Here is a 14,341-nt window from a genome sequence, read left to right as displayed (position 1 = left end):
TGACCATGCAGCCCAGCACGAACACCGGCCGCCGCGCCCGGAACGCCGTCGTACTGGCCTTGATCGTCGCCACCGTGTGGGCGGGCACCGCACTGACCCGCGGCGCCACAGAGGTCGATCCGTCCACCCCGACGGGGCCCGTGGCGCACTTCGGTCGCGCCGTGGAGCTCATCCGGGGCTGAGCAACGGAGAGGGGCGGTGTTTCACGTGAAACTCGCCGACCGTTTCACGTGAAACTCCGCCCCTGCTGCCGCTGTGGGCTCCTCCGGCTCAGCCCCAGGTGATCAGACGCTTGGGGCGTTCCAGAATCGCCGCGATGTCCGCGAGAAGCTTCGAGCCCAACTCCCCGTCGATCAGCCGGTGATCGAAGGACAGCGCAAGCGTGGTGACGTGGCGCGGCTTGACCTCGCCCTTGTGCACCCACGGCTGGAGCTTGACCGCACCGAAGGCGAGGATCGCCGACTCTCCCGGGTTGAGGATCGGCGTACCGGTGTCGACGCCGAAGACGCCGACGTTGGTGATGGTGACCGTACCGCCGGACATCGCCGCCGGTGAGGTCTTGCCCTCGCGGGCGGTCGCCACCAGCTCGCCCAGTTCCGCGGCGAGTTGGGGGAGCGCCTTGGCGCCCGCGTCCTTGATGTTGGGGACGATCAGCCCGCGCGGGGTCGCCGCCGCGATCCCGAGGTTGACGTAGTCCTTGTAGACGATCTCCTGATTCGCCTCGTCCCAGGCCGCGTTGACCTCCGGGTGGCGCTTGAGCGCGACCAGGAACGCCTTGGCGACCAGCAGCAGCGGATTGACCCGCAGCCCAGCCATGTCCGGGTCCCGCTTCAGCTCCTGGACGAGCTTCATCGTGCGGGTCACGTCGACGGTGATGAACTCCGTGACATGCGGCGCGGTGAAGGCACTGGCGACCATCGCCTGAGCGGTCGCCTTGCGCACGCCCTTGACCGGCACCCGGCGCTCGCGGGCCGCCGCGTCGAAGGTCCCGACGGGCGCCGCCACGGCCGGTGCGCTCACCTCGGCGACGGCGGGCACAGCTGCCGGCGGGGCCGCTGCCGCAGTGGCCGCCGCGTAGACGTCGTCCCGGGTGATGATGCCGTCCGCGCCGGTCGGGACCACCGTCGCCAGATCGACGCCGAGGTCCTTGGCGAGCTTCCGGACCGGGGGCTTGGCCAGCGGCCGGCCGGCGGCCGGGGCCGGCGCCGCGGGCACCGCGGACGCCTCGGGGACGATCACGGGAGTGGCCGCCGGGACGGGTGCGGTCCGTCCGTTCAGCTCGGCCTGGAGCCCGGCGGTCGCCGGCTCCGGCTGCGCCGGGACGGCCGGCTGCACCTTGCGCGCCCGGCGCTTGGTCGAGGCCGGCGCGGCGCCGTAACCGACCAGCACCGCCTGCCGGCCCTGCGGCTCGGCCTCCTCCTCGGTGGCGGCGGGCGCGGCGGCCTCGCCCGGCTGCCCCGCGACGGGCCCGGCCCCCGGGTCGGTGTCGACCGAGATGATCACGGTGCCGACGTCGACGGTGGTGCCCTCGTCGAAGTTCAGCGCATGCACCACCCCGTCGTAGGGGATGGGCAGTTCGACGGCGGCCTTGGCGGTCTCGACCTCGCAGACGACCTGGCCGTCGGTGACGGTGTCGCCGGTCTTGACGTACCACTTGAGGATCTCGGCCTCGGTGAGCCCCTCGCCCACGTCGGGCATCTTGAACTCGCGGATGCGCTGCGCGTTCGCGGCGCCGGCGGTTCCTGTAGTCATGGTCACGGCTCTCCTCAGCCCTCAGTACGCCAGCGCGCGGTCAACGGCGTCAAGCACCCGGTCCAGTCCCGGCAGGTACTCGTCCTCCAGCCTGGACGGCGGGTACGGGGCGTGGAAGCCGCCGACCCGCAGCACCGGTGCCTCCAGGTGGTAGAAGCAGCGCTCGGTGATCCGGGCGGCGATCTCCGCGCCGGAGCCGAAGAAGACCGGCGCCTCGTGGACGACGACCAGCCGGCCGGTCTTCTCCACCGAGGACTGCACGGTGTCGAAGTCGATCGGGGAGATCGAGCGCAGGTCGACGACCTCGACCGACTTGCCCTCCTCGGCCGCGACGTTGGCGACGTTCTCGCAGACCTTCACCATCGGACCGTAGGCGGCCAGGGTGAGGTCGGAGCCGGTTCGGGTGATCCGGGCCTTGTGCAGCGGGTCCGGGATCGACTCGGTGTCCAGCCGCGACTTGTCGTGGTAGCGGCGCTTGGGCTCGAAGTAGATGACCGGGTCGTCGCCGGCGATGGCCTGCTGGAGCATCCAGTAGGCGTCGGAGGAGTTCGAGGGAGAGACGATCTTGAGGCCCGCGACATGCGCGAACAGCGCCTCGGGGGACTCGGAGTGGTGCTCGACCGCGCCGATACCGCCCGCGTACGGGATGCGGATGACGACCGGCACCTTGACCTTGCCGAGCGCCCGCGCGTGCATCTTCGCGAGCTGGGTGACGATCTGGTCGTAGGCGGGGAAGACGAAGCCGTCGAACTGGATCTCGGCGACCGGGCGGTAGCCGCGCAGCGCCAGGCCGATCGCGGTGCCGATGATGCCGGACTCGGCGAGCGGGGTGTCGATCACCCGCTCCTCGCCGAAGTCCTTCTGCAGACCGTCGGTGACGCGGAAGACGCCGCCGAGCTTGCCGACGTCCTCGCCCATGACGAGGACCTTGGGGTCGGCCTCCATGGAGGCGCGCAGCGATGCGTTGATCGCCTTGGCGATGGTGATCTTCTCGAAGACGGCCATGGTCAGTTCCCCTCCGCGATGGCATCGGCGTCGGCGAACGACGCCTGGTACGCGGCGAACTGCGCGCGCTCCTCATCGACGAGCGCATGCCCGTCGGCATAGACGTTCTCGAAGATCGCCATGGTGTCCGGGTCGGGCATCGCCCGTACGACGTCGCGGACCCGCTTGCCCAGGGCCTCGCTCTCCTCGTCGATCGCGGCCAGGTACGCGTCGTCGACGAAGCCCTCGGACTCCAGATACGTCCGCAGCCGCAGGATCGGGTCCTTGGCCTCCCACGCCAGCCTCTCCTCGTCGGCCCGGTACTTCGTCGGGTCGTCGGAGGTGGTGTGCGCCCCCATCCGGTAGGTGAACGCCTCGATGAGCATGGGGCCCTGGCCGGTGCGCGCCCGCTCCAGCGCCGCCTTGGTCACCGCCAGGCAGGCCAGGACGTCATTGCCGTCGACCCGGACGCCGGGGAAGCCGAAGCCGCGGGCGCGCTGGTAGAGCGGCACCCGGGTCTGCTTCTCGGTGGGCTCGGAAATCGCCCACTGGTTGTTCTGGCAGAAGAAGACGACCGGGGCGTTGTAGACCGCGGAGAAAGTGAAGGATTCGGCGACATCGCCCTGGCTGGAGGCGCCGTCACCGAAATACGCGATGACCGCGGAATCCGCGCCGTCCTTCTGCACGCCCATCGCGTAGCCGGTCGCGTGCAGCGTCTGCGAACCGATCACGATGGTGTAGAGGTGGAAGTTGTTGCTGTTGGGGTCCCAGCCGCCGTGATTGACGCCGCGGAACATTCCCAACAGGTTCGTCGGGTCGACGCCGCGGCACCACGCCACGCCGTGCTCCCGATAGGTCGGGAAGACGTAGTCGTCGTCACGCAGTGCCCGCCCCGAGCCGATCTGGGCGGCCTCCTGGCCCAGCAGCGAGGCCCACAGGCCCAGTTCGCCCTGGCGCTGGAGCGTGGTCGCCTCGGCGTCGAAGCATCGCGTCAGCACCATGTCGCGGTACAGCCCGCGCAGCTCCTCGGGGGAAAGGTCGATCGCGTAATCCGGGTGCTCGACCCGCTTCCCTTCCGGGGTCAGCAGTTGTACGAGCTGGTCCTGCTCCGCCTCGTCCGGACGGCCGCCGTTCCCGGCCTGGGACTGCGGCGCCTTCTTCGTCGGCGTCGCCTTTTTGGCGGTGGTGCGCTTGCTGCCGCCGCGGGCGGTTTTCCGCTCGGCAGTGCCTTCCACGGTCACGTGCTGCTCCTCCGTCTGTCCGGCCCCCGGGGTCCGCCGGTGGCCGTATTGCGGCTCACCCGGTATCCGATACGGCGCACGGGGTGTGTGCGAACGCGGCCGGGTCCGGGTGGAACAAAGCGCCCCGGAGTGGCCTGCTCATTGCACGTTACCCATTGCCAATGGGTAAGCGGAAACCGCTCTGACCTGCGATTTTGCTTGGATTTCCAAGTAAATCGCGAAGGGCGGGAACAACTCCTGGTCACAGCGTTGCAGGCCGCCGGGACAACGGCACGTTATATCGGTGACCTGGAGCACGGGAAGGGTTGATGTGTGAGACTGGGAAGGTGCGCGAAGACGGAAAAATCACGGTTTTCCTGCTCGATGACCACGAAGTGGTCCGGCGGGGCGTCCACGAAATGCTGTCGGTCGAGGAGGACATCGAGGTCGTCGGCGAGGCCGGCACGGCCGCGGACGCGCTGGTCAGGATCCCTGCGACGCGTCCGGACGTGGCAGTGCTCGACGTCCGGCTGCCGGACGGCAGCGGTGTCGAGGTCTGCCGTGAGATCCGCGCCCAGGACGAGGACATCAAATGCCTGATGCTCACCTCGTTCGCCGATGACGAGGCCCTTTTCGATGCCATCATGGCCGGTGCGTCCGGATATGTTCTCAAGGCCATTCGGGGCAGCGAACTCCTCTCCGCGGTCCGCGACGTGGCAGCCGGAAAGTCGCTGCTCGACCCCGTGGCCACCGCCCGCGTCCTGGAACGGCTGCGCGACGGGAACACCGCGAAGGGCGACGACCGGCTGGCGAACCTCACCGAGCAGGAACGCAAGATCCTCGATCTCATCGGCGAGGGCCTGACCAATCGCGCAATCGGCGAACGGCTCCATCTCGCCGAGAAAACGATCAAGAATTACGTTTCCAGCCTGCTGTCCAAGCTCGGCATGGAACGCCGCTCCCAAGCCGCCGCCTATGTCGCGCGAATGCAGGCCGAACGGCGCTGACCAGGCCATGAGCGCCGGCCCCGGCCGCGGCACCGTCGAGACCGAGCCCGGGGAAAAGGACCAACGTCCCGCGGCTCCAGGGCTGCCGCCTCTACCCACGGACGCGCCCGACGGGCAGGCTGAGCCCATGCCCACCGACGACTTCCGTGCCATCGAGCTGCTCAGCCGCACCCCCTACGGGCGCGTGTCGGCCAGCCGTCGGGCGCTCCCCTTCACCACCGTCACCCGGCACATCGTCGTCGACGGCCGGCTGATCCTGCGGCTGCACCGCGGCTACGACTACCACCGGGCGCTGGACGGCAGCGTCGTCGCCTACGAAGCCGACAACGTGAACAGCGGGGAGCCCGACACCTGGTCCGTGCAGTTCACGGGCACCGCCCGGGTCATCCGGCCGACCCCCGCCGAGCGCGAGCTGTTCGGCCGCACCCCGCGGCTGGCCGACGGGGCACCCTTCGACCCGGTCTTCCTGCGCATCGAGCCGGAGTTCGTGACGATGCATTACCTCACGGACGTACCGGTCTTCCGATATGCACACCCTCTGTAAGGCTTTCCGGTATACCCACTCCAGTGGGTGTAGTTGATCTAACATCTGGCGCGTGCTGCGCTCATCTGTAGTCCGGTCTGCGGTGACGCCCGACCGCGACACCCTCGGATCCCTGCTGCGCCACTACGACCGCGCCGGCGCGCCGCTCTCCTGCGAACCCGTCGCCGAGGGCCTGCTCAACCACGGCTACTTCCTCGCCACCACCCGCGGGCGCTACTTCCTCAAGCACCACCTCGACGGCGACCGCGACGCCCTGACCCGCCAGCACCGCGCCACCCGCCGGCTCGCCGGACTCGGCCTGCCGGTCGCCCCGCCGGTCGCCGACGCGGACGATCGCACCGTCACCGTCCTGGACGGCCGCTGCTACGCCCTGCACCCCTGGATCGAGGGCCGGCACCTGGGCGGCGCCGCGCTGACCGGCGCCCAGTCCCGCCGGCTCGGCGCCCTGCTCGGCCTCGTCCACACCGCGCTGGCGCAGGTCATGGCGGACGAACCCGCCCCGCCGCGGCCACCCGGCACGGACGCCGCGGCCGACCCCGAGCGGACCTTCGAGACGATCGACGAGCTGCTCGCCCTGGCCCGCGGCGCCCGCCCCCGCACCAGCTTCGACGAACTGGCCGAGCACCGGCTCCTGGAGCGCCGGGCCCTGCTGGACCGGCAGGCGCACCGCCGTCCGCCGCCGGGCGCGCAGCCGCCGGCGGGCTGGGTGCACGGCGACTTCCACCCGCTGAACGTGCTCTACCGCGGCACGGAACCGGCCGCGATCGTCGACTGGGACCGGCTGGGCGTCCAGCCGCGCGCCGAGGAAGCGGTACGCGCCGCCGCGATCTTCTTCGTACGCCCCTGCGGCACGCTGGACCTGGCCAAGGTCGCGGCGTACGCGAGCGCCTACCGGGCCGTCTGCGGGGCCGGCGCCGACGAACTGGCGGCGGCCGTCCACCGGGTGTGGTGGGAGCGGCTGAACGACTTCTGGATGCTCACCTGGCGCTACCAGCTGGGCGACCGCCGCACCGACCCGCAGTTCCCCGCGGCGGCGGCGCTCGCCGTGTGGTGGACCCGCGAATACCCGGCCGTGCGGAGGGCGTTCACGGGCTGACCCGCGCGGGTCAGCCCGTCACCGGCCGGTCAGCCGCCGGTCGTACCGAGCGTCGTACCGCCGTTGTTGATCCCGCCGTTGCCGGTCCCGCCGTTCGTCGTGCCACCGTTGGTGGTCCCGCCGTTCGTCGTGCCACCGTTCGTGGTCCCGCCGGTGGTGGTGCTGGGCGGCGCCGAGGTCGGCGGCTCGGAACTCGGCGGCGCCGAGGTCGGCGGCTCGGAACTCGGCGGCTCGGAGGACGGCGGGGCGCTGGGCCGGTGGCTCGGCCGGTGGGAGTAGGTGTTCCCGCCGCCGCTGGAACTGCCCGGGAACGTCTCGTGGGTGGTCTGCTCGTCCGTCGGCGGCGCCGTGGACTCCTCGGACTGCGAAGCGGACGGCGACTGGACCACCGGAGGCTGGCGCCTCTGGTGCTGGTTGTTGGTGTTCTGCAGCGCGAAGGCCACGCCCACCGCGATGGCGATCAGCGCGAGCACCGCGATCAGCCAGACCTTGCCGCGGCCGCCCCTGCCCTGCCGGCGACCGCCCTCGTAACCGCCGTCGTCCCGTCCGGGCGCGACGATCGGCTGCGCCGCGGTCCGGCCGGCGTCGGGGTGCGACAGGGCCGTGGTCTCGGCGGCGCCGCCACCGCGGAGGGCCATGGTGTGACCGCCGTCGTGCATCGCGACCGGTCCGGTGTTCCAGGTACCGGTGTGGCCGCCCTGCTCGTGCAGCATCTGGAGCGAGTACTGGACCAGGCCGCGCATCTCCTCGGCGGTCTGGAAGCGGTCGTCGGGGTCCTTGGCCAGCGACCGCATGACCAGGCCGTCCAGCTCCGGCGGCACCGCCTCGGCGACCTCGGAGGGCGGCACCGGCATGTCCTGGACGTGCTGGTAGACGACCGACAGCGGGGTCTCACCGGTGAACGGAGGCCGCAGCGCGAGGAGTTCGTACAGCAGGCAGCCGGTCGCGTACAGGTCGGAGCGGGTGTCGACGGTCTTGCCGAGCGCCTGCTCCGGGGAGAGGTACTGGGGGGTGCCCATGACCATGCCGGTCTGGGTCATGGTCGACTGCGCGCCGTGCAGCGCGCGGGCGATGCCGAAGTCCATGACCTTCACGGCACCGCTGTTCGTGATGATCACGTTCGCGGGCTTGATGTCGCGGTGCACGATGCCGTGCTGGTGGCTGTAGGCCAGCGCTTCCAGGACGCCGGAGACGATGATCAGCGCCTGGTCCGGCGGCGGGGCGTCCGCGTTGAGCAGCAGATCGCGGATGGTGTGGCCCTCGACCAACTCCATCACGATGTACGGCACGGTGTTGCCGCCGACGAAGTCCTCACCGGAGTCGTAGACCGCGACCACCGCGTGGTGGTTCAGCCCGGCCACGGACTGCGCCTCACGTGTGAAGCGCGCCTTGGACACCGGGTCCTCGGCGAGATCGGCACGCAGCAGCTTCACGGCGACGGTACGGCCCAGCCGTACGTCCTCGGCGGCGAACACCTCCGCCATACCGCCGCGGCCCAGCCGGCGCGTCAGCCGGTAGCGGCCGTCGCCGACCAGTCCGCCGTTACCCCACATCTCCGGTGCGTCCGGGACATTGGAGCCGGTGGCGTCAGGATCGGACGGCCCCTGGGGGCGCTGCGTCGGTGCCATCGGTCCTCGCCGTCGAATCGATCCGCATCACAGCGGTAAGGTCTCGGTCTTCGCTAGAGCACGCTACAGGTTCCGCGGCACCCACCGGTCCGTCGTGGACCGGCCATCCAACCCTCCGCCCACCTGGTGTGGCAAGTTCACCAGGGGTAACCGGACCGCCGGAACCGCTCACAGCCGTGGTCGGATCTTGCACATCTGGTCACGGAACGGGCACACAGCTTGACGTGTCCGTGGCCTGGGGCAGACTTGGCTGCGGAATTCCAGATTTTGATCGCCTGACATGTGGGCAGTGCGCCTAGGGGGAAGCGGAACCATGAGCCAGGACGGCGCTCAGGGCCAATTCGAGGGCCGTTCGGTCGGCGGTGGACGTTACCAGCTTCGTGATCTTCTCGGAGCCGGCGGCATGGCGTCCGTGCACCTCGCCTACGACAGCGTGCTGGACCGCGAAGTCGCGATCAAGACCCTGCACACCGAGCTCGGCCGCGAGCAGGCGTTCCGTGAGCGCTTCCGGCGCGAGGCCCAGTCAGTGGCGAAGCTCACGCACACCAACATCGTCTCGGTCTTCGACTCCGGCGAGGACGAGCTCGACGGCGGCATGGTGCCCTACATCATCATGGAGTACGTCTCCGGGCAGCCGCTCCGCTCCGAGCTGGACAACGACATCGCCCAGCACGGCGCGATGCCGACGGAGAAGGCGCTGAAAATCACCGCCGATGTGCTCGCCGCTCTGGAGGCGAGCCATGAGATGGGCCTGGTCCACCGGGACATCAAGCCGGGCAACGTCATGATGACCAAGCGCAACGTCGTCAAGGTCATGGACTTCGGCATCGCCCGCGCCATGCAGTCCGGCGTGACGTCCATGACCCAGACCGGCATGGTCGTCGGCACCCCGCAGTACCTCTCGCCCGAGCAGGCGCTGGGCCGCGCTGTGGACGCCCGCTCCGACCTCTACTCCGTCGGCATCATGCTCTTCGAGCTGCTGACCGGCCAGCTGCCGTTCGACGCGGACTCCCCGCTGGCCATCGCCTACGCCCACGTCCAGGAAGAACCGCCGGTCCCGTCGAGCATCAACCGCTCGCTGCCGCCGGCCGTGGACGCGCTGGTGGCCCGCGCGCTGAAGAAGAACCCCAACGAACGGTTCCCGACCGCGGAGGCGATGCAGGACGAGTGCCTGCGGATCGCCGGGTCCGCCCAGTCCGGGGCGACGCCGCTGATCATCAGCGAGGGCCCGCGCGCCCGCACCAGCGGTGCGTCGGTGTCCTCCGCGGTGTTCCCCACCACGTCGGGCAACCCGCAGAGCCCGGTCCCGCCGAACGTCCAGCAGCCGTACCAGCCGACACAGGCGGCCTTCGGCCCCTCGACGCCGCCGCCGGTGAACAACCCCTTCCCGACGCCGGCACCGACCCCGGCGCCCTTCGCCAACGGCGGCTTCCAGGCCCCGCCGCCGTTCAACGGGCCGCCGGCGCCGCCGCTGACCGCCCCGATGCCGTCGGCCGGTGGCCCGCGGCCCCGGAAGAACAACAGCCCGGTGATCATCGTCGCGGCGGTGGTCGGCGTCATCGTCGTCACCGTGATAGCCATCGGCATCGGCCTGAGCGCCGGCAGCTCCGGTGACGACGCCGGCGGCTCCCCGTCGTCCTCGTACACGCCGTACTCCTACACCCCGTCGCCGACCAACAGCGTCCGGCCCGAGGACAAGACGGCGACGATCCAGGCGTCCGAGTGCACCAGCCCGGCCAAGAGCTACAGCGACAAGGGCAAGATCCTCGTCCCGTCCTTCAAGTACAAGAACCTGGACTCGGTCAAGGCATGCATCCAGGCGGCCGGCTGGAAGTACAAGGTCGTCAGGGAAGCGAACGACTCGCTCTGGGCCAAGAACACCGTCACGGACCAGACCCCGGCAGCCATCAGCTGGTGGGACCCGAGCAGCGGCGACACCATCCAGCTGACGATCTCGACCGGCCGCAGCAACTGACGGCAACGGACAAGCAGACGGCGGAGGGGCCGGCACGCGGATCGCGTGCCGGCCCCTCCGCCGTTACGGACGTGCCGTACGCCCGGACCTCAGAGGTACGGGCCCGAGCGCGCACCGCTGTGACCGGGGTGGTCCTCATGGCCTTCGATGGGGACACCGGGCGGCAGGGCGCGGCGCATCTGCTCCAGCTGGGCGCGCGCCGCCATCTGCTGGGCGAAGAGCGCGGTCTGGATGCCGTGGAAGAGTCCCTCCAGCCAACCGACCAGCTGGGCCTGGGCGATCCGCAGCTCCGCCTCCGTCGGCACCGACTCATCGGTGAACGGCAGCGACAACCGCTCCAGCTCCTCGACCAGCTCGGGCGCCAGCCCGTCCTCCAGCTCTTTGACCGAGCTGGAGTGGATCTCCTTGAGGCGCACTCGGCTCGCCTCGTCGAGGGGAGCGGCCTTCACCTCTTCCAACAGCTGCTTGATCATGCTGCCGATACGCATGACCTTCGCGGGCTGCTCAACCATGTCCGTCACCGGAACCTCACGGGGCTCTTCGCCCTCGTCCCCGCCACCGGCGCCGGCGCTGCCGAGCGCCATGCCGTCCGGGCCGACAACCAGGACGTGCTGGTTCTCCTGCGACCGTTCGTTCATCGGCATATCCATGCCGCCATTCTCTCGTACGACAGGTCCAGAACGGTGGTGCCCCCGGGAGAAGGTGATCCACCTCCCCAGGGCGGCAAACCTCCGATACCGCGTGACATCCGGGCCCATCTGGAAATTTCGCCGCTCCGTTTCACGTGAAACCGCGGAATTCTCCTGTTTCACGTGAAACGCGTGACCGCCCCATTTGGCATGAACCCGCAGAGTCGCATCGTTTCACGTGAAACCACGGAGCTACGACGGTTTCATGCGAAGCCGGGCCACGAGGGCCGTTTCATACGAAACGGCGATCTCGCGTGCGTTTCACGTGAAACACGTGCTCAGCGCCGGCGCAGCCGGAGGGCGAGGAAGGCGAGCCCCAGGCCGGTGAGCGCCATTCCGGCGCCCATCGGAAGGACCCGCTCGACGCGGGCCGCCGGGGCATCGAGCGCATACGGGCTCTCCGCAGGTGCCGGTCCGGCGGCGTCCGGGGCCTGCTCAGGCGACGGCAGCGGCCGGTACGGGCTCGGGAGCGGACCGGCGCGGTCGCGGTCGCGCGAGGTCGACGGCTGCTCCGGGCGGGCGGGCGCCGCGCCGGGATCCGTACGAGCAGGGCTGCGGCGCGGCACGGGAGCGGAGCTGGGGGCCGGCTGCCGGCTGGGGGCGGCTGCGGGCGGGTTGGCGGGCTCGGAGCGGTCCGCGTCCCGGGGGTCGGCGTCACGGTCGGTGAGGTCCAGGGCGAAGTACGGCGGCCAGTGCAGGTGTGGACCGAACGGGTGATGCGGGTGGTGGCGGCGCCACGCAAACAGGAACGGGCCGCCGGGGTGGTGCGAGAACCCGGGGAGGGTGCCAGGCAACGCGAAGAGGTGGTCCGGCAGGTCCCGGAGGTCGTCGGCACTGGGGAAGTCCAGCAGGCGCACCGGCACCCGCGGGCGTCCGGGATAGCCCGCCATCGCGTGCCCTACGGCCAGCGGGGGATTAGCCGCGTGGTCGTCCTTCGGTTCGTCGGGGCGGGCGGCCGGTGTGGCACGGACGTCCACGGCCATCGCGGTGCCGGCTGTCATGGGGAAGGGTAGGGCGGCGGCGACCACCAGCAGTCCGGTGGCAATGCGCGAACGGAGTCCTGGTACGACCACAGTGCCCCTCCCGTGCCGAGCCGTCGAGTGACGTGCCCAGCGTCACACGGCGGAATATCCGCGGCATCTTGAGCAGGTCGCACCGAGTGACCTGCCGGCAGGGGGAGGGGCACGGGGCGGCAACGGCCCCGGGCGCTACGGGCGGTCGGTTCAGACGGTCAGCACGACCTTGCCGACATGGGTGCTGGCCTCCAGGATCCGGTGCGCCTCGGCGGCCTCCGGCATCGGGAGCGTGCGGTCCACGATCGGGCGGACCTGGCCATTGCCGATCAGCGGCCAGACGTGCTCGCGGACGGCGGCGACGATGGCCGACTTCTCGCTCACCGGGCGGGCCCGGAGACCGGTGGCGGTGATCGCGGCGCGTTTGGAGAGCAGGGCGGCGAGATTCAGCTCCGCCTTCACTCCGCCCTGCAGGCCGATGATCGCGAGGCGTCCGGCGATCGCCAGCGCCTTGACGTTCCGCTGGAGGTACTTGGCGCCGATGATGTCGAGGATGACGTCCGCGCCCTTGCCGTCGGTGGCCTTGCGGATCTCCTGGACGAAGTCCTGTTCGCGGTAGTCGATGAGGACGTCCGCGCCCAACTCGGCGCAGCGGGCCAGCTTTTCGGGGCCGCCCGCGGTGACCGCGACCCGGGCGCCGACCGCCTTGGCGAGCTGGATCGCCATCGTGCCGATGCCGCTGGCGCCGCCGTGGACCAGCAGCGTCTCCCCGGGTCGCAGGTGCGCGATCATGAAGACGTTCGACCAGACGGTACAGGCGACTTCGGGGAGCGCGGCGGCCGTGACGAGGTCGAGTCCGGGCGGCAGCGGCAGCACCTGACCGGCCGGCACGGCGACCTTCTCGGCGTACCCGCCGCCCGCCAGCAGCGCGCATACCTCGTCTCCGACCGCCCAGCCGTGCACGCCGGGACCGACCGCGGCAATCCGCCCCGAGCACTCCAGACCGGGGTACGGGGAGGAGCCGGGCGGCGGGTCGTAGAAGCCCTGGCGCTGGAGCAGGTCGGCGCGGTTCACGGCGCTGGCCGCGACCTCGATCAGGACCTCGCCCTCGGCGGGCTGTGGGTCGGGCACTTCGGCCCAGACGAGTGCTTCGGGGCCACCGGGCTCGGGGATAGTGATCGCTCGCATGGGCGCGAGGCTACTCGCCGACCGGCCGCGGGGCGACGGTGCGGGTCGGCGTCGCGGCAGGTCGGACGGATCGGGGCCCCGGAGAAGCCGATTGCCCGACCCCGCCCGGCTGCTCCTTATTCGTCCGCCCGGCGCATCGGGGCGACGCCGGTGCCGGGCAGCGTCGGCTTGGCGGGGCGGACGGGCGCCCTGCCGAACTGGTCCGACTCCTGTGCCGAGGCGACCCGGACGATGGTGATCAGCCGGTCCGCGGCCTGCAGGGGGCTCGCCTCCGGGTCGTCGTACCCCAGCAGCCGGTGCCCCCGCAGGACCGAAACGACCAGGTCATCGGTCTCCCGTACGGACCGGCCGACCTCCGCCTTGACCACCGGCCGTTCCACGAGGTCGAGACCGCTGCCCTGCTGGATCAGGTCCTCCATGACGGTGCCCGCGCTGGGACTGTGCACGGAGAGCCCGAGCAGCCGACCGGCCGCGCTGGCCGAGGTGATCACCGCGTCGGCGCCGGACTGCCGCAACAGCGGCGCGTTCTCCTCCTCCCGCACCGCGGCGACGATGTTGGCCCGCTTGTTGAGCTGACGAGCGGTCAACGAGACCAGGACGGCGGTGTCGTCGCGCTGGGTGGCGATGACGACCTGGTGCGCGCGCTGGATCTCGGCCCGCAGCAGGACGTCACTGCGGGTCGCGTCGCCGACCACACCCGCGAACCCCTCGACCACCGCCGCGTCGACCACCTTGCTGATGGGGTCCACGATGACGATGCGGTCGCGGGCAAGGCCCGTGGCGCAGAGGGTCTGGACGGCGGACCGGCCCTTGGTCCCGTAGCCGACGATGACGGTGTGATCGCGCAAGGCGTTTCTCCAGCAGTTTGGCGAAAGTAACCCAAGTTCATGGACAACGAGCTTGTGCGGCGGGCTCGTTGGGGCGATCTCAAAGGTCAGAACTGAGCCGGTCTTGTCCGTCTGTCCTTCGAGGCCGACGAGGGATCCGCCGCTGCCGAGAACGACGCTACCGACAACACGGAGACCGAGCCCGCCTTCCGTCCCCTGACCGGGCGGGACATCAAGGGCCGCGATGAGCAGGAGAAAGACAACCGGTCGTTCGTCGAGTCGCGGGGCGGACGGTACGTCTACGCGTACGAGGAACCGGACACGAGCGCATGGCAGCGCAAGCGCGTACGCCTGCCCAACGGGGAGATCGGCTACCGCGGCGAAGAGCCGCGCACCGGCGCCGACCGTGCCCAACTCG

Annotated in this window: 12 protein-coding genes and 1 pseudogene; 5 read left to right on the top strand and 8 right to left on the bottom strand. The window is 70.6% G+C overall.

Going from position 1 to position 14,341, the window contains the following annotated elements; all coding sequences use genetic code 11:
• Window positions 1-5: 5 nt before the first annotated feature.
• Window positions 6-182: a hypothetical protein gene (locus GR130_RS39590; RefSeq protein WP_201304764.1), complete on the top strand. Its 177-nt coding sequence runs from the start codon at window positions 6-8 to the stop codon at window positions 180-182.
• 88 nt (window positions 183-270) lie between these two features.
• Here GR130_RS39590 and GR130_RS00390 read toward each other — a convergent pair whose 3' ends face one another.
• The 3 genes from GR130_RS00390 to pdhA are packed head-to-tail and all read right to left on the bottom strand — an operon-like array spanning window position 271 to window position 3,977.
• The gene (locus tag GR130_RS00390; RefSeq protein WP_159502868.1) at window positions 271-1,752 is read right to left on the bottom strand and encodes a dihydrolipoamide acetyltransferase family protein; all 1,482 of its coding nucleotides are present in this window, start codon (window positions 1,750-1,752) and stop codon (window positions 271-273) included.
• A 21-nt stretch (window positions 1,753-1,773) separates the two neighbouring features.
• Entirely contained in the window at window positions 1,774-2,757 is a 984-nt protein-coding gene (locus GR130_RS00385) for an alpha-ketoacid dehydrogenase subunit beta (RefSeq protein ID WP_159502867.1), read from the bottom strand.
• Window positions 2,758-2,759: 2 nt separating this feature from the next.
• Window positions 2,760-3,977, bottom strand: a complete 1,218-nt coding sequence (gene pdhA / locus GR130_RS00380; RefSeq protein ID WP_159502866.1) for a pyruvate dehydrogenase (acetyl-transferring) E1 component subunit alpha — start codon at window positions 3,975-3,977, stop codon at window positions 2,760-2,762.
• Between the two features lie 326 nt (window positions 3,978-4,303).
• Here pdhA and GR130_RS00375 point away from each other — a divergent pair, with 326 nt between their 5' ends.
• The 3 genes from GR130_RS00375 (at window position 4,304) to GR130_RS00365 (ending at window position 6,603) form a co-directional block, all read left to right on the top strand.
• A complete protein-coding gene (locus GR130_RS00375; protein ID WP_159502865.1) occupies window positions 4,304-4,963 on the top strand; it encodes a response regulator in 660 nt (219 codons plus the stop codon).
• Window positions 4,964-5,090: 127 nt separating this feature from the next.
• Window positions 5,091-5,507: a pyridoxamine 5'-phosphate oxidase family protein gene (locus tag GR130_RS00370; protein WP_159502864.1), complete on the top strand. Its 417-nt coding sequence runs from the start codon at window positions 5,091-5,093 to the stop codon at window positions 5,505-5,507.
• Between the two features lie 52 nt (window positions 5,508-5,559).
• Entirely contained in the window at window positions 5,560-6,603 is a 1,044-nt protein-coding gene (locus GR130_RS00365; RefSeq protein ID WP_159502863.1) for a phosphotransferase, read from the top strand.
• Window positions 6,604-6,632: 29 nt separating this feature from the next.
• Here the strand turns inward: GR130_RS00365 and GR130_RS00360 are convergent, their stop codons facing one another.
• Window positions 6,633-8,231, bottom strand: a complete 1,599-nt coding sequence (locus tag GR130_RS00360; RefSeq protein WP_159502862.1) for a protein kinase domain-containing protein — start codon at window positions 8,229-8,231, stop codon at window positions 6,633-6,635.
• Between the two features lie 313 nt (window positions 8,232-8,544).
• Between GR130_RS00360 and GR130_RS00355 the strand changes: the two genes are divergently transcribed.
• Entirely contained in the window at window positions 8,545-10,206 is a 1,662-nt protein-coding gene (locus GR130_RS00355; RefSeq protein ID WP_159502861.1) for a Stk1 family PASTA domain-containing Ser/Thr kinase, read from the top strand.
• 89 nt (window positions 10,207-10,295) lie between these two features.
• On the opposite strand, the gene GR130_RS00350 is transcribed toward GR130_RS00355, so the two are convergent.
• The 4 genes and pseudogenes from GR130_RS00350 to GR130_RS00335 all read right to left on the bottom strand — a co-directional run.
• Window positions 10,296-10,856, bottom strand: coding sequence for a bacterial proteasome activator family protein (locus GR130_RS00350; RefSeq protein ID WP_201304762.1), 561 nt, complete (start codon window positions 10,854-10,856; stop codon window positions 10,296-10,298).
• Between the two features lie 317 nt (window positions 10,857-11,173).
• Window positions 11,174-11,896 (bottom strand): hypothetical protein, encoded by a 723-nt coding sequence (locus tag GR130_RS00345; protein ID WP_159502860.1) that lies wholly within the window; start codon window positions 11,894-11,896, stop codon window positions 11,174-11,176.
• Window positions 11,897-12,118: 222 nt separating this feature from the next.
• Window positions 12,119-13,096, bottom strand: coding sequence for an NAD(P)H-quinone oxidoreductase (locus tag GR130_RS00340; RefSeq protein ID WP_159502859.1), 978 nt, complete (start codon window positions 13,094-13,096; stop codon window positions 12,119-12,121).
• 116 nt (window positions 13,097-13,212) lie between these two features.
• Window positions 13,213-13,956: pseudogene (locus GR130_RS00335) on the bottom strand (potassium channel family protein); the annotation flags it as partial.
• Window positions 13,957-14,341: the final 385 nt, after the last annotated feature.

Source organism: Streptomyces sp. GS7, assembly GCF_009834125.1.
Classification (GTDB): domain Bacteria; phylum Actinomycetota; class Actinomycetes; order Streptomycetales; family Streptomycetaceae; genus Streptomyces.
This window is presented reverse-complemented; position numbering and strand designations above follow the sequence as displayed.

Coding starts and splice junctions, on each gene's coding strand:
- GR130_RS00360 (WP_159502862.1), bottom strand. CDS start 8,231: ATGGCACCGACGCAGCGCCCCCAGGGGCCGTCCGATCCTGACGCCACC.
- GR130_RS00355 (WP_159502861.1), top strand. CDS start 8,545: ATGAGCCAGGACGGCGCTCAGGGCCAATTCGAGGGCCGTTCGGTCGGC.
- GR130_RS00340 (WP_159502859.1), bottom strand. CDS start 13,096: ATGCGAGCGATCACTATCCCCGAGCCCGGTGGCCCCGAAGCACTCGTC.
- GR130_RS39590 (WP_201304764.1), top strand. CDS start 6: ATGCAGCCCAGCACGAACACCGGCCGCCGCGCCCGGAACGCCGTCGTA.
- GR130_RS00345 (WP_159502860.1), bottom strand. CDS start 11,896: ATGACAGCCGGCACCGCGATGGCCGTGGACGTCCGTGCCACACCGGCC.
- GR130_RS00370 (WP_159502864.1), top strand. CDS start 5,091: ATGCCCACCGACGACTTCCGTGCCATCGAGCTGCTCAGCCGCACCCCC.
- GR130_RS00385 (WP_159502867.1), bottom strand. CDS start 2,757: ATGGCCGTCTTCGAGAAGATCACCATCGCCAAGGCGATCAACGCATCG.
- GR130_RS00350 (WP_201304762.1), bottom strand. CDS start 10,856: ATGGATATGCCGATGAACGAACGGTCGCAGGAGAACCAGCACGTCCTG.
- GR130_RS00390 (WP_159502868.1), bottom strand. CDS start 1,752: ATGACTACAGGAACCGCCGGCGCCGCGAACGCGCAGCGCATCCGCGAG.